We start from the raw sequence: 20,129 nt of genomic DNA, 5'->3' as shown, positions 1-20,129 counted from the left end.
AGGCGCCGTGGTCGGGTTTATCTGGGGTCGGGCGGTTCATGCTTTTTCGCATCATTTTTTTCCTCTTTCTGGCGGTGCTGCCTTGCTCGCAGGCATGGTCGGCACCGACGCAGCAGCGCTTCAACGACTGGCAGGTCACCTGTAACAACCAAAATTTCTGCGTCACCCGTAACGTGGGGCTGCATTATGGGCTGGTGATGACCCTCAGCCGCAGCGCCGGAGCAGTGACTGACGCCAGCCTGCGTATCGAACTGGGGGGCACCGGTAATCCGGTGGCGACGCTAGCGCCGATAGCGCCGCGCCTGCTGCTGGATGGCAAACCGGTGTCCCTGACCGACAAGCGCTGGCACATTGAAGATAAGCTCATTAAAACCGCCGACAGCGTGACGATCGATGCATTTCTCCAGCAGGTTCAGGAGGGGAAAGCTCTCTCGCTGGCCAATGGCCTGCAGAGCATCTCCCTGCAGGGGTTGAAAGCGGCTCTGTTTTTTATCGACGATCGGCAAAAGCGGGTAGGCAGTGAAACGGCCTGGGTCGGCAAAGGGGAAGAGCCGCCGCTCAGCGTACCGCCGGCCCCGGCGCTGCGCGCAGTGGCGACCGCGGAAACAGCGCAGTCGCCGCTGGGGCGTGAGGAGCTCAACGATCTGATGGACTACGGTAATGAGCGGATGACCAACAGCAACTGCTCCCTCGATCCCTTCCGCCGTGAAATTCGCGTTACTGCGCTGACGGATGACAAAGTGCTGCTGATGACCAGCTGCGAATCCGGCGCGTACAACACCGTCTGGCTGGCCTGGCTGGTCTCCCGCCAGCGGCCCTATGTCGCCCGTCAGGTGCGGCTGACGCTGCCGTTTCAGCCGCCGGGCGAGGCACCGCGGGAGATCGAGCTTATCAACGCCAGCTACGATGATCGCCGCCATGAGCTGGTGACCCTGGATAAAGGCCGCGAGGCCGGCGATTGCGGGATCCAGACCCGCTGGCGTTTTGACGGCCAGCGGTTCAGTCTCTCCCGCTACGCGCAGCAGCCGACGTGTGATAACTGGCAGGGGCCAGACGCCTGGCCCACGCTGTGGATCACCCGTTAAGCACCTGCTCCGCGGTGGCGACGATATGGTCGACCGTAAAGCCAAAGAACGGAAACAGCTGCTCTGCCGGGGCGGATTCGCCATAGCCGGTCATGCCGACGATCTTGCCTTTTAAGCCGACATATTTATACCAGTAGTCCGCTATCCCGGCCTCGACCGCCACCCGCGCGCTGACGTCCGACGGCAGCACCGACTCGCGCCAGGCCTCATCCTGGGCATCAAACACATCGGTGGAAGGGAGCGAGACGACCCGCACATTCACCCCGTTCGCCAACAGTTTTTCTGCGGCCAGCACAGTGATCTCCACTTCCGAGCCGGTGGCGATGAGGATCAGGTCGGGCTTCCCGCCGGCATCTTTCAGCACGTAGCCTCCCCGGGCAATAGCCTGCACCTGTTCCGGGGTGCGCGGCATCTGCGCCAGGTTTTGCCGCGACAGGATCAGCGCCGTTGGTCCGTTCTGGCGCGCAATGGCCGCCTGCCAGGCGACGGCGGTCTCCACCTGGTCGCAGGGGCGCCAGGTGCTGAAGTTGGGCGTCAGTCGCAGACTGGCCAGCTGTTCCACCGCCTGGTGCGTCGGGCCATCTTCCCCGAGACCGATGGAGTCATGGGTATAGACCATGATCTGCCGGGCCTTCATCAGGGCCGCCATGCGCGCGGCGTTGCGGGCGTATTCCACAAACATCAGGAAGGTCGAGGTATACGGAATGAAGCCCCCGTGCAGGGCGATGCCGTTGGCCACCGCGGTCATGCCAAATTCGCGCACGCCGTAGTGGATATAGTTGCCCGCAGGATCGTCTTTAATCGATGTCGAGCCAGACCAGATGGTCAGGTTACTCGGCGCAAGATCCGCCGAACCGCCCAGCAGTTCCGGGAGATGCGGGCCGTAGGCGTTCAGCGCGTTTTGCGAGGCCTTGCGGCTGGCGATTTTCGCCGGCTCGGCCTGCAGTTTCGCCACGTAGTCGCGGGCGGTCGCGGCAAAGTCTTCCGGCAGGGTGCCATCCATGCGGCGAGTCAGCTCAGCGGCCAGCTCCGGAAACTGCTGCTGGTAGGCGGCGAATTTCTCGTTCCAGGCGTGCTCGGCTTTTTCGCCGCGCGGACGCGCATCCCAGCCCTGATAGATCTCTTTCGGGATCTCGAAGGGCGGATATTTCCAGCCCAGCTGCTGGCGGGCCAGGGCCACCTCTTTTTCGCCCAGCGCCGCGCCGTGAGACTCTTCCGACCCCGCTTTGTTGGGCGAACCGAAGCCGATGATGGTCCGACAGATAATCAGCGACGGCTTATCTTTCACCGCCTGCGCTTCCGCAATGGCCTGTTTAATGGCCTGCGGATCGTGACCATCAATGTCACCGATCACATGCCAGTGATAGGCGCGGAAGCGTTCGGCCGTATCATCGGAAAACCAGCCTTCGGTTTTGCCGTCGATGGAGATGCCGTTGTGATCGTAAAAACCGATCAGCTTACCCAGTCCGAGCGTACCGGCCAGCGAACAGGCCTCATGGGAGATCCCCTCCATCAGACAGCCATCGCCCATGAAAACCCAGGTGTGATGGTCGATAATCTCATGACCGGGGCGGTTAAACTGTGCCGCCAGGGTGCGTTCGGCGATGGCCATGCCGACGGCGTTCGCCAGCCCCTGGCCCAGCGGGCCGGTGGTGGTCTCCACCCCGGGGGTATAGCCATGCTCCGGGTGGCCCGGCGTTTTTGAGTGCAACTGACGGAACTGCTTGAGTTCTGACAGCGGCAGATCGTAGCCGGTCAGGTGCAACAGGCTGTAGAGCAGCATCGACGCGTGGCCGTTGGACAGAATAAAGCGGTCGCGGTCCACCCAGCCAGGGTTCTGCGGATTGTGCTTGAGAAAATCGTTCCACAGCACTTCGGCAATGTCTGCCATCCCCATTGGCGCACCGGGGTGGCCGGAATTGGCTTTCTGCACCGCGTCCATACTCAGGGCGCGGATGGCGTTGGCAAGCTCTCTTCGGGACATAGTTTTCTCCGTGAGACTAAAGTGACAGTTTGGCGGCAAGCAGATCTTCCAGTTTGCGCTGATCGACGGCGAACAGGCGGATCCCCTCCGCCAGCTTTTCGACCGCCATCGGGTCCTGATTATGTTCCCAGCGGAACTCCGCCTCGCTGAGCGGCACCGGGCGCGGCAGGATCTGGCTGGCAGGGATCAGTTTGCGCACCACCGGGGCGTCGCTGGCCTGCAGCTCTTTTAACAAGGGCGGGGCGATGGTCAGCCGGTCGCAGCCGACCAGGGCGAGGATCTGTTCGGTGCGGCGGAAGCTGGCGCCCATCACGATGGTGGTGTATTTATGCTGTTTGAAGTAGTCATAGATATTGCGCACCGATTTCACCCCCGGATCTTCCTCCACCACGTAAGGATCCAGCGGCTTACGCGCCTGATACCAGTCATAAATACGCCCGACGAAAGGGGAGATCAGATAGACCCCGGCTTCGGCGCAGGCCCGGGCCTGGGCGAAGGAAAACAGCAGCGTCAGGTTGCAGTGGATGCCTTCTTTTTCCAGCGTCTCGGCGGCGCGGATCCCCTCCCAGGTGGATGCCAGTTTGATCAGGATCCGCGACTTATCAATGCCCATCTCCTGATACAGCGCCACCAGATGGCGCGCCTTCTCGATGCTCTTCTCCCGGTTGAAGGAGAGCCGGGCGTCCACCTCGGTGGAGACCCGGCCCGGAATGCTTTTGAGGATCTCCGCGCCAAAATTGACCGCCAGCTTATCGCAGGCGTGAGTCACCTGCGCTTCACGGCCGCCTCCTTGCTTTTTCGCCCAAGCGATGGCGTCGTCAATGAGTCCGCTATAGGACGCCAGGCCGGCGGCCTTCAGCAGCAGGGAGGGGTTAGTGGTGGCATCTTCCGGATGATAGTGGCGAATGGATTCGATGTCGCCGCTGTCGGCGACCACGGTGGTGAACTGCTTGATGCTGTCTAGCTGATTCATAGATAAGTCCTCCTGGAACAAGGTGTTACATGAGTGCTTGCCGGTATGCGGTATAAATAGTGATGAGGTACATAACCAAAAAGCATAGCAGACGGGGCTATTATTGGCGGCGAATCCGGGTAACATAACCGCTATAAATTGATAACAACCAGATCATAGCGATGGCCAGAGTTTGGCGGTGTTCAAAGTTTATCGCCCCGCCAGGAGGGATACTGTCTGCCACTGAAAGGTGAACGACAGGATGGTCATCACGCTTTTCCCCTACGAACGATACGTGAAAGAAAGGAATAGAAAATGGATGAGCAGTTAAAACAGAGCGCCCTCGACTTCCACGAATTTCCGGTTCCCGGAAAAATCCAGGTCTCGCCGACCAAACCTCTCGCCACCCAGCGCGATTTGGCGCTGGCCTACTCGCCGGGCGTCGCGGCCCCCTGTCTGGAAATCGAAAAAGATCCGCTGGCCGCCTACAAATACACTGCCCGCGGCAACCTGGTGGCGGTCGTCTCCAACGGCACCGCGGTGCTGGGGCTGGGGAATATCGGCGCGCTGGCCGGCAAGCCGGTGATGGAGGGCAAAGGCGTCCTGTTTAAGAAATTCGCCGGCATCGATGTGTTTGATATCGAAGTCGATGAGCTGGATCCGGACAAATTCATTAACGTCGTCGCCGCCCTCGAGCCGACCTTCGGCGGTATCAACCTGGAAGATATTAAAGCGCCGGAGTGTTTCTACATCGAGCAGCAGCTGCGCGAGCGGATGAATATTCCGGTTTTCCATGACGATCAGCATGGCACGGCGATCATCAGCACCGCGGCGATCCTCAACGGTCTGCGCGTCGTCGAGAAGAATCTATCCGACGTGCGGATGGTGGTCTCCGGCGCGGGCGCGGCGGCGATCGCCTGCATGAACCTGCTGGTGGCGCTGGGGATGCAAAAGCACAACATCGTGGTCTGCGATTCGAAAGGCGTCATCTATAAAGACCGTGAACCGAACATGGCGGAAACCAAAGCCGCCTACGCAGTGGAAGACGACGGCAAACGTACGCTTGATGATGTGATCGACGGCGCCGACATTTTCCTCGGCTGCTCTGGCCCGAAAGTGCTGACTCCGGAGATGGTGAAGAAGATGGCGCGCGCGCCGCTGATCCTTGCCCTGGCCAACCCGGAGCCGGAAATTCTGCCGCCGCTGGCGAAGCAGGTCCGCGATGACGCCATCATCTGTACCGGTCGCTCCGACTACCCTAACCAGGTCAACAATGTGCTCTGCTTCCCGTTCATCTTCCGCGGCGCGCTGGACGTCGGCGCGACGGCGATCAACGAAGAGATGAAGCTGGCGGCGGTGCACGCCATTGCCGAGCTGGCCCATGCCGAGCAGAGCGAAGTGGTGGCCTCCGCCTATGGCGATCAGGATTTAAGCTTTGGTCCGGACTACATCATTCCGAAACCGTTCGACCCGCGGCTGATCGTCAAGATTGCCCCTGCGGTGGCGAAGGCGGCAATGGATTCCGGCGTGGCAACGCGCCCCATCGCTGATTTTGACGCCTATATCGAGAAGCTGAGCGAGTTCGTCTATAAAACCAACCTGTTTATGAAGCCTATCTTCTCTCAGGCGCGCAAAGAGCCGAAGCGCGTGGTGTTGGCGGAAGGGGAGGAGACCCGGGTGCTGCACGCCACTCAGGAGCTGGTGTCGCTGGGGCTGGCCAAACCGATTCTGGTGGGGCGCCCTAGCGTGATTGAAATGCGCATCCAGAAGCTGGGTCTGCAGATCAAGGCCGGCGTTGACTTTGAGATCGTCAATAATGAATCCGACCCGCGGTTTAAAGAGTACTGGAGCGAGTACTACCAGCTGATGAAGCGCCGCGGCATTACCCAGGAGCAGGCGCAGCGGGCGGTGATTAGCAACACCACGGTGATTGGCGCCATCATGGTTCATCGCGGTGAAGCGGATGCGATGATCTGCGGGACTATCGGCGAGTACCACGACCACTACCGCGTGGTGCAGCCGCTGTTTGGCTATCGCGACGGCGTCAGCACCGCCGGGGCGATGAATGCGCTGCTGCTGCCGAGCGGCAACACCTTTATCGCCGACACCTATGTCAATCACGATCCCTCCCCGGAAGAGCTGGCGGAGATCACCCTGATGGCGGCGGAAAGCGTGCGTCGCTTCGGTATTGAGCCGCGGGTGGCATTGCTGTCGCACTCCAACTTTGGTTCCGCCGACTGCCCGTCAGCCAGCAAGATGCGCAAAACCCTTGAACTGGTGAAGGCGAGCGCCCCGGAGCTGATGATCGATGGCGAAATGCATGGCGACGCCGCGCTGGTGGAAAGCATCCGCAACGACCGCATGCCGGACAGCCCGCTGAAGGGATCGGCCAATATTCTGGTGATGCCGAATATGGAAGCCGCCCGGATCAGCTATAACCTGCTGCGTGTCTCCAGTTCGGAAGGGGTGACCGTCGGACCAGTGCTGATGGGGGTGGCGAAGCCGGTGCATATTCTGACGCCGATCGCCTCCGTACGCCGCATTGTGAATATGGTGGCGCTGGCGGTTGTCGAAGCGCAAACCGAACCGCTGTAATCTCGTTTTTTTCCCATTAACGCGCGGAGAGTTTTCCGCGCACAATATCAGGCAGGCCGGCGAGTAAAAACGCTGAGCCTGCCTTTTTAATTCCGCCGCATTATTATTTTCTCTCCTGAGTGATCCACTTCACCTTTTAACCCCACTTGCCGAAATTTGTTATTTGCCGCGCTGAAATACCGTCACCATGAGGACAGATTTCAGGGGGGCAATCAGTCATGGATAAAGAACGCATTATTCAGGAATTCGTACCAGGCAAACAGGTCACACTGGCGCATCTGATTGCCCACCCGGGAGCGGAGCTGGCGAAAAAGATCGGCGTACCCGAATCCGGCGCGATCGGCATTATGACGCTGACACCGGGGGAAACAGCGATGATCGCCGGCGATCTGGCGATGAAGGCCGCCGATGTGCACATCGGTTTTCTCGACCGGTTTAGCGGCGCGCTGGTGATCTACGGTCCGGTCGGCGCGGTGGAGGAGGCGCTCCTGCAGACCATCGGCGGGTTAGGCCGCTTATTAAATTATACCTTGTGCGAATTAACGAAAAGTTAATTGAGAGCGACCATGAAGCGTATTGCCATTGTCGGCGCCGTCGGTGCAGGAAAAACCACATTATTTAATGCCCTGCAGGGAAATTATTCCCTCGCCAGAAAAACGCAGGCGCTGGAATTTAACGATCGTGGCGACATCGATACACCCGGGGAATATTTCAGCCATCCTCGCTGGTATCACGCCTTAATTACCACCCTGCAGGATGTGGACACCCTGATTTATGTCCATGCGGCCAATGATACCGAAAGTCGCCTGCCTCCCGGGTTACTGGATATTGGCAGCCGAAAGCACCTTATCGTGGCGATCAGCAAAACGGATCTGCCGGATGCCAACGTCGCCGCGGTGCGGCAGCTGCTGGACGGGATGGGGTTTCAGGCGCCGGTTTTCGCCCTCAACGGTTGCGATCCGCAAAGCGTCGCGTCGCTGGAAAATTATTTGAGTGAGCTCAGCCAAAAGGAGGAAGGGCCAGGTGAAGAAACTCATTACCGCTAACGATATTCGTGCCGCCCACGCGCGCGGCGAACAGGCGATGTCAGTTGTTCTGCGCGCCAGCATTATCACCCCGGAAGCGCGCGAAGTCGCCGAGCTGCTGGGATTCACTATCACCGAGGATGATGGCGCCGCGCCGGCGGCGACAGCGGCGAACAGCGACAAAACGGAAAGCCAGCGGATCCGCGAAACCATCCTGGCGCAGTTGCCGGAAGGCCAGTTTACCGAAAGCCTGGTGGCGCAGCTGATGGAAAAGGTGATGAAGGAGAAGCAGTCCCTGGAGCAGGAGGCGATGCAGCCAGGATTTGACTCCGTGACCGGCAAAGGCGGCATCAAAGTGATCGACGGCAGCAGCGTGAAGTTTGGCCGCTTCGACGGCGCCCAGCCGCACTGCGTCGGCTTAACGGACCTGGTGACCGACCAGGATGGCAGCAGCATGGCCGCCGGATTTATGCAGTGGGAGAACGCCTTCTTCCCGTGGACGCTGAACTACGACGAAATCGATATGGTGCTGGAGGGCGAGCTGCATGTGCGCCATCAGGGGGAAACGCTGATTGCCAAAGCAGGGGACGTCATGTTTATCCCGAAAGGCGCCAGCATCGAATTCGGTACCCCGTCGACGGTGCGCTTCCTGTACGTCGCCTGGCCGGCAAACTGGCAATCGCTATGAACGATTTCATTACCGAAGCGTGGCTCAGAGCGAATCATACGCTCAGCGAAGGCGGTGAAATCCATCTTCCTGCCGACGCTCGCCTGACGCCCTCGGCGAGGGAGCTGCTGGAAAGTCGGCATCTGCGGGTCAAATTTCTCGACCGCCAGGGGCGCCTGTTTGTCGAGGATGACGAACAGACGCCGCAGCCGGTGCATGTCCTGACCAGCCGCGACCATCCGCCCCAGGCCTGCTGCGAGCTCTGTCACCAGCCTGTGGATAAAAAGCCGGACACCCTGACCCACCTGACGGCCGATACCCTGGTGGCGAAAAACGATCCGCGGCTGGCCTTCCGTGCGGTGCTGGACAGCACCATCGCTCTGACGGTGTGGCTGCAAATTGAACTGGCGGAGTCCTGGCAGCCGTGGCTGATGGATATCCGTTCGCGGCTGGGCAACATCATGCGCGCCGACGCGCTGGAGGAGCCGCTGGCGGCGCAGTCGATAGCCGGATTCAGCGAGGGACAGCTACACCGTCTGTCCCATCAGCCGCTGCGCTTCCTGGGCCACGTTCACCTGGTGCCGGAGGCCCGCCATGGGCGCGAGGTCGCGCTGCTTAATCTGCTGCGCGGCAAAGTCCGCGAGGCGGAGGTGACCGCGGCGCAGGTGTTTATCACGCCGCAATTTGCGGTCCGGCGCGCCGATATTATGCAAGCGCTCAACCGTCTCTCCAGCGCGGTCTACGTGATGATGATCCTGGGCGTGACGGATTCGCCGCCAACCCTCAGCCAGCTGCAGCAGCAGCTGGGAGGTGAAGATGATCATTGACCAATGCCGCAAACTGGCGCTGCGCGCCCCCGCCCGAGTGGTGTTCCCGGATGCGCTGGACGTCCGTGTGCTGAAGGCGGCGCATTATCTGCAGCAGCAGGGCCTGGCGCGTCCGATCCTCGTCGCCAGTCCCTTCGCGCTGCGGCAGTTCGCCCTTGGCGAACGTCTGCCGCTGACCGGAGTGCAGATCATTGATCCGCACAGCAACCTGGCGATGCGCGAGGCGTTTGCCGCCGCCTGGCAGGCGCGCGCCGGCGATAAAGCGCCCGCTGACGCCGTCGACAAGCTGGCCGACCCGCTGATGTTCGCCGCGGCGATGGTCAGCGGCGGTGAGGCCGAGGTGTGTATCGCCGGGAATCTCTCGTCAACCGCCAGCGTGCTGCGCGCCGGTCTGCGCCTTATCGGCCTGCAGCCGGGGTGTAAAACGCTCTCTTCGCTGTTTCTGATGCTGCCGCAGTATGCCGGCCAGCCGCTGGGGTTTGCCGACTGCAGCGTGGTGCCGCAGCCGACGGCGGCGCAGCTGGCGGATATCGCGATTGCCAGCGCCGAGACCTGGCAAGCGATCGCTGGCGAAGCGCCGCGGGTGGCAATGCTCTCCTTCTCGACACACGGCAGCGCCCGGCATCCCTGTGTGGCTAACGTCCAGCAGGCCACGGAGATCGTGCGTCAGCGGGCGCCGCAGCTGATGGTCGATGGCGAACTGCAGTTTGACGCCGCCTTTGTACCGGACGTCGCTGCGCACAAAGCGCCCGGCAGCCCGCTGCGGGGGCGGGCCAATGTGCTGGTCTTCCCATCGCTGGAGGCGGGCAACATCGGCTACAAAATCGCCCAGCGGTTGGGTGGATATCGCGCCATCGGGCCGCTGATCCAGGGCCTCGCCGCCCCGCTTCACGACCTCTCGCGAGGCTGTAGCGTAGAGGAAATTATCGAACTGGCGCTGGTGGCGTCGGTACCGCGCCAGACGGACGCAAGCCGGATCCCCGACTCGTCCACGCTGGTTGAATGAATGGTCCCCTTCAGGACCCCTTATGAGAGGAAAACACAATGGAAGCATTAGGAATGATTGAAACCCGGGGCCTGGTTGCACTGATTGAGGCCTCCGACGCCATGGTCAAAGCGGCCCGCGTCAAGCTGGTAGGCGTGAAACAGATCGGTGGCGGCCTGGTGACCGCCATGGTGCGCGGCGATGTCGCGGCGTGCAAAGCCGCCACGGATGCCGGGGCGGCGGCGGCTCAGCGTATCGGTGAGCTGGTCTCTGTACATGTCATCCCGCGCCCGCATGGCGATCTGGAAGAGGTCTTCCCGATCAGCTTCAAGGGCGACAGCAACATCTAACGGGGGAGGGGGTGCCGGAAAGTTCGGGCCGGATGAGACGTCAGCGCGTCGCTATCCGGCCATGAAAAGGCATGAATGCCGGATGGCGCTGCGCTTTTCCGGCCTGCACATCACACGCGGAGATGGACATGAAGCTGGCTGTCGTAACCGGATATGTGGTCTGCACCGTACGCCATGAAGGGCTGGCCCACGACAAACTGCTGATGGTGGAGATGCTCAATGCCCGCGGCGAACCCGACGGGCAATGCGCAGTCGCCATCGACAACATCGGCGCGGGATGCGGGGAGTGGGTGCTGCTGGTCAGCGGCAGCTCGGCGCGACAGGCGCACGCACAGGGCGCCTCTCCGGTCGATCTGTGCGTGATTGGCATCGTGGATGAGGCTGCGGCCGATGGTCAGGTGCTCTTCCATAAGTAGGGTGAAAAATCATGAATCAACAGGACATTGAACAGGTAGTGAAAGCGGTACTGCTGAAAATGAAAGACAGCAGTCAGCCTGCTGACGCCGTTCATGATAGGGGCGTTTTTGCCTCACTGGATGACGCTGTCGCGGCGGCAACGGCGGCCCAGCAGGGATTAAAGCGGGTGGCGATGCGTCAGCAGGTGATTCAGGCCATTCGTGAGGCGGGTGAAAAGCATGCCCGTGAACTGGCGGAGCTTGCGGTGACGGAGACCGGCATGGGACGCGTTGAAGATAAGTTTGCCAAAAACGTGGCGCAGGCACGGGGTACGCCAGGCGTGGAGTGTCTGACTCCGCAGGTGCTGACCGGCGATAACGGCCTGACGCTGATTGAAAACGCGCCCTGGGGCGTGGTGGCCTCGGTCACGCCCTCGACCAATCCGGCGGCGACGGTGATTAACAACGCCATCAGTCTGATTGCCGCCGGCAACAGCGTAGTCTTTGCCCCCCATCCGGCGGCGAAACAGGTCTCGCAGCGGGCGATCACCTTGCTTAACCAGGCGGTAGTGGCCGCCGGCGGCCCGGCCAACCTGCTGGTGACCGTGGCGAACCCGGATATCGACACCGCCCAGCGGCTGTTTAAGTACCCTGGTATCGGCCTGCTGGTGGTGACCGGCGGCGAAGCAGTGGTCGAGGCGGCGCGCAAACATACCAACAAACGTCTGATTGCCGCCGGGGCCGGCAACCCGCCGGTGGTGGTGGATGAGACCGCCGATCTGCCGCGCGCCGCGCAAGCGATCGTCAAAGGCGCCTCGTTTGATAACAACATCATCTGCGCCGACGAGAAGGTGCTGATCGTGGTCGATAGCGTCGCCGACGAACTGATGCGCCTGATGGAAGGCCAGCAGGCGGTGAAACTCACGGCGGCGCAGGCCGAACAGCTCCAGCCGCTGCTGCTGAAAAATATCGACGAGCGCGGCAAAGGCACGGTCAGCCGCGACTGGGTCGGCCGCGATGCGGGCAAAATCGCCGCGGCGATTGGCCTGCAGGTGCCGGCGCAAACCCGTCTGCTGTTCGTGGAAACCCCCGCCAGCCATCCGTTTGCGGTGACTGAACTGATGATGCCGGTGCTGCCGGTGGTGCGGGTGGCGAACGTCGAGGAGGCCATCGCCCTGGCGGTGCAACTGGAAGGCGGCTGCCACCATACGGCGGCGATGCACTCGCGCAACATCGACAACATGAACCAGATGGCGAATGCCATCGACACCAGCATCTTCGTCAAAAACGGGCCGTGCATCGCCGGGCTTGGGCTGGGCGGTGAGGGCTGGACCACCATGACCATCACCACCCCAACCGGGGAAGGGGTAACCAGCGCGCGGACCTTCGTTCGTCTGCGCCGCTGCGTGCTGGTGGATGCGTTTCGAATCGTATAAGGGATGAACATGGCGCACGACGAACAACGCTGGCTTTCGCCGAGACTGCAAAAAGCCGCTGCCCTGTGTAACCAGGCACCCGCCGCCAGCGAGTCGCCGCTGTGGCTGGGCATCGATTTGGGCACCTGCGACGTGGTGTCGATGGTGGTCGACCGCGATGGCCAGCCGGTTGCGGTATGTCTTGACTGGGCCGATGTGGTGCGCGACGGCATCGTCTGGGACTTCTTCGGCGCCGTCACCCTCGTGCGCCGTCATCTCGCGACCCTCGAACAGCAGCTGGGCTGCCGCTTTGCGCATGCGGCGACCTCGTTTCCGCCCGGCACCGATCCGCGCATTTCGATCAACGTCCTGGAGTCCGCCGGGCTGGAGATCAGTCATGTGCTGGATGAGCCCACCGCGGTGGCGGATCTGCTGCAGCTCGATAATGCCGGGGTGGTGGACATCGGCGGCGGCACCACCGGGATCGCCATCGTTAAACAGGGCAGGGTGACGTATTCGGCGGATGAAGCCACCGGCGGACACCATATCTCCCTGACTCTGGCCGGGAATCGCGGCATCGGGCTGGAAGAGGCTGAGCAGTACAAGCGCCGCCATGCCGGAGAGATCTGGCCGGTAGTGAAACCGGTGTACGAGAAGATGGCTGAGATTGTCGCCCGACATATTACCGGACAAGGGATTGGTGATTTGTGGCTGGCAGGCGGCGCCTGCATGCAGCCGGGCGTCAGGGCGCTTTTTTGCCAATGTTTCCCGACGCTGAAGGTGCATTTACCCCGGCACAGCCTGTTTATGACCCCGCTGGCAATCGCCAACAGCGGGAGGGAAAAAGCGGAGGGGATCTATGCAAGCTGAACTGCAGACGGCGCTGTTCCACGCCTTCGATACGCTGAATCTTCAGCAAGTGAAAAGCTTCAACGTTCCGCCGGTGACGCTGCACGGCGTCGGCGCGCTGGCGGCCTGCGGCCCGCAAGCGCAGGCCCGGGGCCTGAAGCATCTGTTTGTCATGGTTGACCGTTTTCTCCATCAGGCGGGAATGACCGCCGGGCTGGAGCGTAGCCTGGCGATGAAAGGGGTTGCCATGACCCTCTGGCCCTGTCCCGCCGGCGAACCCTGCGTCACCGATGTCTGCGCTGCGGTCGCCCAGCTGCGGGACGCGCGCTGCGACGGCGTGGTGGCCTTCGGCGGCGGCTCGGTGCTGGATGCGGCGAAAGCGGTGGCGCTGCTGGTCGCCAACCCTGAGCAGACGCTGGGGGAGATGACGGAGCACAGCGAAATACAGCCACGTCTGCCGCTGATCGCAGTGCCGACCACCGCCGGCACCGGGTCAGAAACCACCAACGTGACGGTGATTATCGATGCGGTGAGTGGACGCAAACAGGTGCTGGCGCATGCCTCGCTGATGCCGGATGTGGCGATCCTCGACGCCGCCCTAACTGAGGGCGTTCCCCCGCCTGTCACGGCGATGACCGGGATTGATGCGCTGACCCACGCCGTCGAGGCCTACAGCGCCCGTCACGCCACGCCGTTTACCGACAGTCTGGCGATGGGGGCGATAGCCATGATCGGCGAAGCGCTGCCGAAAGCGGTGGGCTGCGGCCAGGATCTGGCGGCGCGGGAGAACATGCTGCTGGCCTCCTGCATGGCGGGGATGGCGTTTTCCAGCGCCGGGCTGGGGCTATGCCATGCCATGGCGCATCAGCCGGGGGCGGCGCTGCATATTCCGCACGGTCTGGCCAACGCCATGCTGCTGCCAACGGTGATGGGCTTCAACCGTATGGTGTGCCGGGGGCGCTTCAGCCAGATCGGCCGGGCGCTGACCGGCAGGAAAACCGATGACCTTGAGGCAATCGCCGCCGTGCGCGAACTGATTGCGGAAGTCGGTCTGACGATGCGGCTGTCGGATGCCGGCGCGACGCCCGCGCACTACGCCACCTGGGCACAGGCGGCGCAGGACGACATCTGTCTGCGCACCAATCCACGCACCGCCACCCGGGAGCAGATTATCGAGCTGTACGCGGCGGCGCAATAAATGCGGATTTTCCCGGAGGCGTGTGGCTGTGGCTTTCCCGGCTCGCGCTGCGCTTAGCCGGGCTACAGGATCACAGCCGTCTGCTATGCCGTAGCCCGGGTAAGGCGTTCACGCCGCGACCCGGGAAAGTTCCCCGAGTGCGGCTAATGTCCCCGTATTCACAGTATCTACCAATCATAAATGACAGGGAGTAAGGGCTATGGGAATTAACGAAATCATCATGTACATCATGATGTTCTTTATGCTGATTGCCGCCGTGGACAGGATCCTGTCGCAGTTCGGCGGCTCGGCGCGCTTTCTCGGCAAACTGGGGAAAAGCATTGAGGGATCCGGCGGTCAGTTTGAAGAAGGGTTTATGGCGATGGGCGCGCTGGGCCTGGCGATGGTCGGGATGACCGCCCTGGCGCCGGTGCTGGCCCATCTGCTCGGTCCGGTGATTATCCCGCTGTATGAGATGCTCGGCGCCAACCCGTCGATGTTTGCCGGCACGCTGCTGGCGTGCGACATGGGCGGTTTCTTCCTCGCCAAAGAGCTGGCGGGCGGCGACGTGGCGGCCTGGATGTACTCGGGCCTGATCCTCGGCTCCATGATGGGGCCGACCATTGTGTTCTCCATTCCGGTGGCGCTCGGCATTATCGAACCTGCCGATCGCCGCTGGCTGGCGCTCGGCGTGCTGGCGGGCATTGTCACTATTCCTATCGGCTGTATCGCCGGCGGTCTGGTGGCGATGTATTCCGGGGTGGAGATCAACGGCCAGCCGGTAGCGTTTACCTTCGCGCTGATCCTGATGAATATGATCCCGGTGATCATCGTCGCCGTGCTGGTGGCGCTGGGGCTGAAGTTCATTCCGGAAAAAATGATCAACGGCTTCCAGATCTTCGCCAAATTCCTCGTGGCGCTGATCACCATCGGCCTGGCGGCGGCGGTGATCAAGTTCCTGCTCGGCTGGGAGCTGATCCCAGGACTCGACCCGATCTTTATGGCGCCTGGTGACCAGCCCGGCGAGGTGATGCGCGCCATCGAAGTCATTGGCTCTATCTCCTGCGTGCTGCTCGGCGCTTACCCGATGGTGCTCCTGCTGACCCGCTGGTTTGAAAAGCCGCTGATGCGTGTCGGTAATCTCCTCAAAATCAACAATATGGCTGCCGGCGGCATGGTCGCTACCCTCGCGAACAATATCCCGATGTTCGGCATGATGAAGCAGATGGATACCCGTGGAAAAGTGATCAACTGCGCCTTCTCAGTGTCAGCGGCGTTCGCCCTCGGCGACCATCTCGGTTTTGCGGCGGCCAACATGAACGCCATGATCTTCCCGATGATCGTCGGCAAGCTGGTCGGCGGCGTTACCGCGATTGGCGTGGCGATGCTGCTGGTGCCAAAAGATGAAAACGTACCGGCGCCTGCCAACACCGAAGCGGAGGCGCACTCGTGAACACGCGCCAGCTGTTGAGCGTCGGTATTGATATCGGCACCACCACCACGCAGGTGATCTTCTCGCGCCTCGAGCTGGTGAACCGCGCGGCGGTCTCCCAGGTGCCGCGCTACGAATTCATCAAACGCGACATTAGCTGGCAAAGCCCGGTCTTTTTTACGCCGGTTGATAAGCAGGGAGAACTGAAAGAGGCCGAGCTTGAGGCGCTGATTCTGGCTCAGTACCGGGCCGCCGGGATTGCCCCGCAAGCGGTGGACTCCGGGGCGATCATCATCACTGGTGAAAGCGCGAAAACCCGCAATGCCCGCCCGGCGGTGATGGCGCTCTCGCAGTCGCTGGGCGATTTTGTCGTCGCCAGCGCCGGGCCGCACCTGGAGTCGGTCATTGCCGGACACGGCGCCGGGGCGCAAACCCTGTCGCAGCAGCGGATGTGCCGGGTGCTTAATATCGATATTGGCGGCGGTACCTCGAACTATGCCCTGTTTGACGCCGGTAACCTCAGCGCCACCGCCTGCCTCAACGTCGGCGGCCGCCTGCTGGAAACCGACGCTCAGGGGCGCGTGGTCCACGCGCACTCGCCAGGACAGCGGATTGTCGATGCGGTATTCGGCCCGGGAACCGATGCTTTATCGTTGACTGCGGGTCAGCTGGCGCAGGTGGCGCGCCGGATGGCGGGGCTGATCGTTGAGGTGATCGACGGCAGGCTCTCACCGCTGGCGCAGGGGCTGATGCAAACCGAAGTACTGCCTGCGGGTGTTCAGCCGGAGGTGATTACCCTTTCCGGCGGAGTGGGGGAGTGCTACCGCCATCAACCCGCCGATCCTTTCTGTTTTTCCGATGTCGGGCCGCTGCTGGCCACGGCCCTGCACGAGCATCCGCGCCTGCGTGAAATGAACGTGCAGTTTCCGACGCAAACCGTGCGCGCCACGGTGATTGGCGCCGGGGCGCATACGCTGTCCCTGTCCGGGAGCACCATCTGGCTGGAGAGGGTTCAACTGCCGCTGCGTAATCTGCCGGTGGCTATCCCGCAGGATGCCGCCGATCTGCCGAACGCCTGGCGGCAGGCGCTGACGCAGCTTGATCTGGCCCCCGAGGCGGACGCTTACGTGCTGGCGCTTCCCGCTTCACTTCCGGTGCGCTACGCCACCTTACTGACCGTAATTGACGCCCTGCTGGCGTTTGTCGCCCGCTTTCCCAATCCGCGTCCGCTGCTGCTGGTGGCCGAGCAGGATTTTGGCAAAGCGCTGGGCATGCTGTTGCGGCCGCAGCTTCCACACCTTCCGCTGGCGGTCATCGATGAGGTGAGCGTCCGGGCGGGGGACTATATCGACATTGGTACGCCTCTTTTTGGCGGATCGGTTGTGCCGGTGACGGTGAAATCACTCGCATTTCCTTCCTGAGGGAACGACTTATGAAACTAAAGACCACATTGTTCGGCAATGTTTATCAGTTTAAGGATGTTAAAGAGGTGCTGGCGAAAGCCAACGAACTGCGTTCGGGGGATGTGCTGGCGGGCGTGGCAGCGGAGAGTTCGCAGCAGCGCGTGGCCGCCAAGCAGGTGCTTTCCGATATGACGGTGGCCGATATCCGCAATAACCCGGTGATCCCCTATGAGGAGGATTGCGTGACGCGCCTGATCCAGGATGACGTGAACGAAACCGCCTATCAGCGGATTAAACACTGGGCCATCAGCGACCTGCGGGAATACGTGCTCAATGACGAGGTCACCAGCGACGATATCGCCTTTGTCCGCAAAGGGCTGACCTCCGAGGTGGTGGCGGCGGTGGCCAAGATCTGCTCCAACGCCGATCTGATCTACGGCGGCAAAAAAATGCCGGTGATCAAAAAAGCCAATACCACCATCGGTCTGCCGGGGACCTTTAGCTGCCGCCTGCAGCCGAACGATACCCGCGACGACGTGCAGAGTATTGCCGCGCAAATCTACGAAGGGCTCTCCTTCGGTGCGGGCGACGCGGTGATTGGCGTCAACCCGGTCACTGACGACGTGGAGAACCTGAGTCGCGTGCTGGATACGGTGTACGGGGTGATCGACAAGTTTTCCATCCCGACCCAGGGCTGCGTGCTGGCGCACGTCACCACCCAGATCGAAGCTATCCGCCGCGGCGCGCCGGGGGGGCTTATCTTCCAGAGCATCTGCGGCAGTGAAAAAGGGCTTAAAGAGTTCGGCGTCGAACTGGCGATGCTCGATGAAGCGCGGGCGGTGGGAGCGGAGTTTAACCGCATCGCCGGGGAGAACTGTCTTTACTTTGAAACCGGGCAGGGCTCGGCGCTCTCCGCGGGCGCTAACTTCGGCGCCGACCAGGTGACGATGGAAGCGCGTAACTATGGCCTGGCGCGGCACTACGATCCGTTCCTCGTCAACACCGTGGTGGGCTTTATCGGGCCGGAGTACCTCTATAACGACCGACAAATTATTCGCGCCGGGCTGGAAGACCACTTTATGGGCAAGCTGAGCGGCATCTCGATGGGCTGCGACTGCTGCTACACCAACCATGCCGATGCCGATCAGAACCTCAACGAAAACCTGATGATCCTGCTGGCGACCGCTGGCTGCAACTACATCATGGGCATGCCGCTCGGCGACGACATCATGCTCAACTACCAGACTACCGCCTTCCACGATACCGCGACCGTGCGCCAGCTGCTGGGTCTGCGTCCGTCACCGGAGTTCGAAGGCTGGCTGGAACGGATGGGCATTATGGCAAATGGTCGTCTGACCAAACGGGCGGGCGATCCGTCACTGTTCTTCTGATGACGCGGGGATGACACATCATGGATCAAAAACAGATTGAAGACATTGTACGCAGCGTAATGGCGTCAATGGGACAGCCACAGACACAGCCAGAGGCCCCCGTAGCGACGACGCCGGCCTGCCACGCTGCCGCGTGCGCCACCGACGCAACAGTGGAAAGCTGCGCGCTGGATCTGGGCTCTGCGGAAGCGAAAGCCTGGATTGGCGTACAACATCCGCACCGCGCCGAAGTGCTGACCGAACTGAAACGCAGCACCGCAGCGCGCGTTTGCACCGGTCGCGCCGGTCCGCGTCCGCGCACCCTCGCGTTGCTGCGCTTCCTGGCGGATCACTCGCGCTCGAAAGATACGGTGCTCAAAGAGGTGCCGGAGGCGTGGGTGAAAGCGCAGGGGCTGCTGGAAGTGCGTTCGGAAATCAGCGACAAAAATCGCTACCTGACGCGCCCCGATCTGGGACGCCGTCTCAGTCCGGAGGCCATCGATGCGCTGAAGGCGCAGTGCGTGATGGATCCGGATGTGCAGGTGGTGGTGTCCGATGGCCTGTCGACGGATGCCATCACCGCCAACTACGAAGAGATCCTGCCGCCGCTGCTTGCCGGCCTGAAACAGGCGGGTCTGAAGGTCGGGACGCCGTTCTTCGTGCGCTATGGCCGCGTCAAGATTGAAGATCAGATCGGCGAGATCCTCGGCGCGAAGGTGGTGATCCTGCTGGTTGGCGAGCGCCCGGGACTTGGCCAGTCAGAGAGCCTCTCCTGCTACGCGGTGTACTCCCCGCGGGTGGCGACCACCGTCGAGGCCGACCGGACCTGTATCTCCAATATCCACCAGGGCGGCACCCCGCCGGTAGAAGCCGCCGCGGTGATCGTGGATTTAGCCAAACGCATGCTGGAGCAGAAAGCTTCCGGCATCAACATGAGCCGTTAAGGAGGCATCATGCCCGCATTAGATTTGATTCGACCCTCGGTCACTGCCATGCGCGTGATTGCCTCGGTGAATGACGGTTTTGCCCGGGAACTTAAATTACCGCCACATATACGTAGCCTCGGACTCATCACGGCAGATTCTGATGACGTGACGTATATTGCCGCCGACGAAGCGACAAAACAGGCGATGGTGGAGGTGGTCTATGGCCGCTCCCTGTATGCCGGAGCGGCTCATGGCCCGTCGCCTACCGCCGGTGAAGTGCTGATTATGCTCGGCGGCCCGAACCCGGCGGAAGTTCGCGCCGGGCTGGATGCCATGATGGCGCATATTGAAAGCGGGGCGGCGTTCCAGTGGGCTAACGACGCGCAAGATACCGCGTTTCTGGCGCACGTGGTGTCGCGTACCGGCTCTTATCTTTCATCGACCGCTGGCATCGCGTTGGGCGATCCGATCGCTTATCTGGTGGCGACGCCGCTGGAGGCGACGTACGGCATCGATGCGGCGATGAAGTCTGCCGACGTTCAGCTGGTGACCTACGTCCCGCCGCCGTCGGAAACCAACTATTCGGCCGCCTTTTTGACGGGAAGTCAGGCCGCCTGTAAAGCCGCCTGCAACGCCTTTACCGATGCCGTTCTCGATATTGCCCGTCATCCTGTTCAGCGTGCGTAACGGAG

General features: G+C 61.8%; 19 protein-coding genes. 17 read left to right on the top strand and 2 right to left on the bottom strand.

The features are described from left to right. The first annotated feature begins 38 nt into the window (after nt 1-38). Entirely contained in the window at nt 39-1,085 is a 1,047-nt protein-coding gene (locus SPE70_RS19410) for a DUF1176 domain-containing protein (RefSeq protein ID WP_008803841.1), read from the top strand. On the opposite strand, the gene tkt is transcribed toward SPE70_RS19410, so the two are convergent. Together tkt and tal are read right to left on the bottom strand one after the other, a co-directional pair. Next, the gene (tkt, locus tag SPE70_RS19405; RefSeq protein WP_008803842.1) at nt 1,075-3,069 is read right to left on the bottom strand and encodes a transketolase; all 1,995 of its coding nucleotides are present in this window, start codon (nt 3,067-3,069) and stop codon (nt 1,075-1,077) included. The two genes, SPE70_RS19410 and tkt, sit on opposite strands and share 11 nt — an antisense overlap. A gap of 16 nt (nt 3,070-3,085) precedes the next feature. Continuing rightward, on the bottom strand, nt 3,086-4,042 hold the full coding sequence (gene tal, locus SPE70_RS19400) for a transaldolase (protein WP_008803843.1): 957 nt from the start codon (nt 4,040-4,042) through the stop codon (nt 3,086-3,088). Between the two features lie 294 nt (nt 4,043-4,336). On the opposite strand from tal, the gene maeB reads away from it, so the two are divergent. The 16 genes from maeB (at nt 4,337) to eutL (ending at nt 20,124) form a co-directional block, all read left to right on the top strand. Next, nucleotides 4,337-6,616 carry an NADP-dependent oxaloacetate-decarboxylating malate dehydrogenase gene (maeB, locus tag SPE70_RS19395; RefSeq protein ID WP_008803844.1) on the top strand — a complete coding sequence of 760 codons (2,280 nt, stop codon included), beginning with the start codon at nt 4,337-4,339 and terminating at the stop codon, nt 6,614-6,616. Between the two features lie 218 nt (nt 6,617-6,834). Continuing rightward, on the top strand, nt 6,835-7,170 hold the full coding sequence (gene eutS / locus SPE70_RS19390; protein WP_012540919.1) for an ethanolamine utilization microcompartment protein EutS: 336 nt from the start codon (nt 6,835-6,837) through the stop codon (nt 7,168-7,170). A gap of 12 nt (nt 7,171-7,182) precedes the next feature. Next, entirely contained in the window at nt 7,183-7,662 is a 480-nt protein-coding gene (eutP, locus tag SPE70_RS19385) for an ethanolamine utilization acetate kinase EutP (RefSeq protein WP_023323086.1), read from the top strand. Continuing rightward, nucleotides 7,640-8,329, top strand: coding sequence for an ethanolamine utilization acetate kinase EutQ (gene eutQ / locus SPE70_RS19380; protein ID WP_032730882.1), 690 nt, complete (start codon nt 7,640-7,642; stop codon nt 8,327-8,329). Before eutP ends, eutQ begins: the two co-directional genes overlap by 23 nt. After that, entirely contained in the window at nt 8,326-9,135 is an 810-nt protein-coding gene (eutT, locus tag SPE70_RS19375) for an ethanolamine utilization cob(I)yrinic acid a,c-diamide adenosyltransferase EutT (RefSeq protein ID WP_324726401.1), read from the top strand. The genes eutQ and eutT overlap by 4 nt, the downstream gene beginning before the upstream one ends. Continuing rightward, nucleotides 9,125-10,141, top strand: coding sequence for a phosphate acetyltransferase (gene pta / locus SPE70_RS19370; RefSeq protein ID WP_012540923.1), 1,017 nt, complete (start codon nt 9,125-9,127; stop codon nt 10,139-10,141). The genes eutT and pta overlap by 11 nt, the downstream gene beginning before the upstream one ends. A gap of 38 nt (nt 10,142-10,179) precedes the next feature. Further along, on the top strand, nt 10,180-10,470 hold the full coding sequence (eutM, locus tag SPE70_RS19365; protein WP_000387720.1) for an ethanolamine utilization microcompartment protein EutM: 291 nt from the start codon (nt 10,180-10,182) through the stop codon (nt 10,468-10,470). A gap of 128 nt (nt 10,471-10,598) precedes the next feature. Continuing rightward, nucleotides 10,599-10,886, top strand: coding sequence for an ethanolamine utilization microcompartment protein EutN (gene eutN, locus SPE70_RS19360; protein WP_012540924.1), 288 nt, complete (start codon nt 10,599-10,601; stop codon nt 10,884-10,886). 11 nt (nt 10,887-10,897) lie between these two features. After that, nucleotides 10,898-12,301: an aldehyde dehydrogenase family protein gene (locus tag SPE70_RS19355; RefSeq protein WP_016161620.1), complete on the top strand. Its 1,404-nt coding sequence runs from the start codon at nt 10,898-10,900 to the stop codon at nt 12,299-12,301. Nucleotides 12,302-12,310: 9 nt separating this feature from the next. Further along, nucleotides 12,311-13,150 (top strand): ethanolamine utilization protein EutJ, encoded by an 840-nt coding sequence (gene eutJ / locus SPE70_RS19350; protein ID WP_008803851.1) that lies wholly within the window; start codon nt 12,311-12,313, stop codon nt 13,148-13,150. Continuing rightward, complete coding sequence (eutG, locus tag SPE70_RS19345) at nt 13,140-14,327, top strand: ethanolamine utilization ethanol dehydrogenase EutG (RefSeq protein WP_046621652.1); 1,188 nt, start codon at nt 13,140-13,142, stop codon at nt 14,325-14,327. Before eutJ ends, eutG begins: the two co-directional genes overlap by 11 nt. A 199-nt stretch (nt 14,328-14,526) precedes the next feature. Beyond that, on the top strand, nt 14,527-15,759 hold the full coding sequence (eutH, locus tag SPE70_RS19340) for an ethanolamine utilization protein EutH (RefSeq protein ID WP_008803853.1): 1,233 nt from the start codon (nt 14,527-14,529) through the stop codon (nt 15,757-15,759). Beyond that, nucleotides 15,756-17,159, top strand: a complete 1,404-nt coding sequence (gene eutA, locus SPE70_RS19335) for an ethanolamine ammonia-lyase reactivating factor EutA (RefSeq protein WP_046621656.1) — start codon at nt 15,756-15,758, stop codon at nt 17,157-17,159. The genes eutH and eutA overlap by 4 nt, the downstream gene beginning before the upstream one ends. Nucleotides 17,160-17,170: 11 nt before the next feature. Continuing rightward, nucleotides 17,171-18,532, top strand: a complete 1,362-nt coding sequence (eutB, locus tag SPE70_RS19330; RefSeq protein ID WP_136047283.1) for an ethanolamine ammonia-lyase subunit alpha — start codon at nt 17,171-17,173, stop codon at nt 18,530-18,532. A gap of 20 nt (nt 18,533-18,552) precedes the next feature. Next, complete coding sequence (gene eutC, locus SPE70_RS19325; protein ID WP_012967471.1) at nt 18,553-19,455, top strand: ethanolamine ammonia-lyase subunit EutC; 903 nt, start codon at nt 18,553-18,555, stop codon at nt 19,453-19,455. A gap of 9 nt (nt 19,456-19,464) precedes the next feature. Then, on the top strand, nt 19,465-20,124 hold the full coding sequence (gene eutL, locus SPE70_RS19320; RefSeq protein ID WP_046621657.1) for an ethanolamine utilization microcompartment protein EutL: 660 nt from the start codon (nt 19,465-19,467) through the stop codon (nt 20,122-20,124). Nucleotides 20,125-20,129: the final 5 nt, after the last annotated feature.

Source organism: Klebsiella sp. ZJOU C1 (assembly GCF_035620215.1).
GTDB lineage: Bacteria > Pseudomonadota > Gammaproteobacteria > Enterobacterales > Enterobacteriaceae > Klebsiella > Klebsiella variicola.
Note: the sequence above shows the minus strand (reverse complement) of the source record. Positions and strands in the feature narration are given on the sequence as shown.

Coding starts and splice junctions, on each gene's coding strand:
- SPE70_RS19410 (WP_008803841.1), top strand. CDS start 39: ATGCTTTTTCGCATCATTTTTTTCCTCTTTCTGGCGGTGCTGCCTTGC.
- tkt (WP_008803842.1), bottom strand. CDS start 3,069: ATGTCCCGAAGAGAGCTTGCCAACGCCATCCGCGCCCTGAGTATGGAC.
- tal (WP_008803843.1), bottom strand. CDS start 4,042: ATGAATCAGCTAGACAGCATCAAGCAGTTCACCACCGTGGTCGCCGAC.
- maeB (WP_008803844.1), top strand. CDS start 4,337: ATGGATGAGCAGTTAAAACAGAGCGCCCTCGACTTCCACGAATTTCCG.
- eutS (WP_012540919.1), top strand. CDS start 6,835: ATGGATAAAGAACGCATTATTCAGGAATTCGTACCAGGCAAACAGGTC.
- eutP (WP_023323086.1), top strand. CDS start 7,183: ATGAAGCGTATTGCCATTGTCGGCGCCGTCGGTGCAGGAAAAACCACA.
- eutT (WP_324726401.1), top strand. CDS start 8,326: ATGAACGATTTCATTACCGAAGCGTGGCTCAGAGCGAATCATACGCTC.
- pta (WP_012540923.1), top strand. CDS start 9,125: ATGATCATTGACCAATGCCGCAAACTGGCGCTGCGCGCCCCCGCCCGA.
- eutM (WP_000387720.1), top strand. CDS start 10,180: ATGGAAGCATTAGGAATGATTGAAACCCGGGGCCTGGTTGCACTGATT.
- eutN (WP_012540924.1), top strand. CDS start 10,599: ATGAAGCTGGCTGTCGTAACCGGATATGTGGTCTGCACCGTACGCCAT.
- SPE70_RS19355 (WP_016161620.1), top strand. CDS start 10,898: ATGAATCAACAGGACATTGAACAGGTAGTGAAAGCGGTACTGCTGAAA.
- eutJ (WP_008803851.1), top strand. CDS start 12,311: ATGGCGCACGACGAACAACGCTGGCTTTCGCCGAGACTGCAAAAAGCC.
- eutG (WP_046621652.1), top strand. CDS start 13,140: ATGCAAGCTGAACTGCAGACGGCGCTGTTCCACGCCTTCGATACGCTG.
- eutH (WP_008803853.1), top strand. CDS start 14,527: ATGGGAATTAACGAAATCATCATGTACATCATGATGTTCTTTATGCTG.
- eutB (WP_136047283.1), top strand. CDS start 17,171: ATGAAACTAAAGACCACATTGTTCGGCAATGTTTATCAGTTTAAGGAT.
- eutC (WP_012967471.1), top strand. CDS start 18,553: ATGGATCAAAAACAGATTGAAGACATTGTACGCAGCGTAATGGCGTCA.
- eutL (WP_046621657.1), top strand. CDS start 19,465: ATGCCCGCATTAGATTTGATTCGACCCTCGGTCACTGCCATGCGCGTG.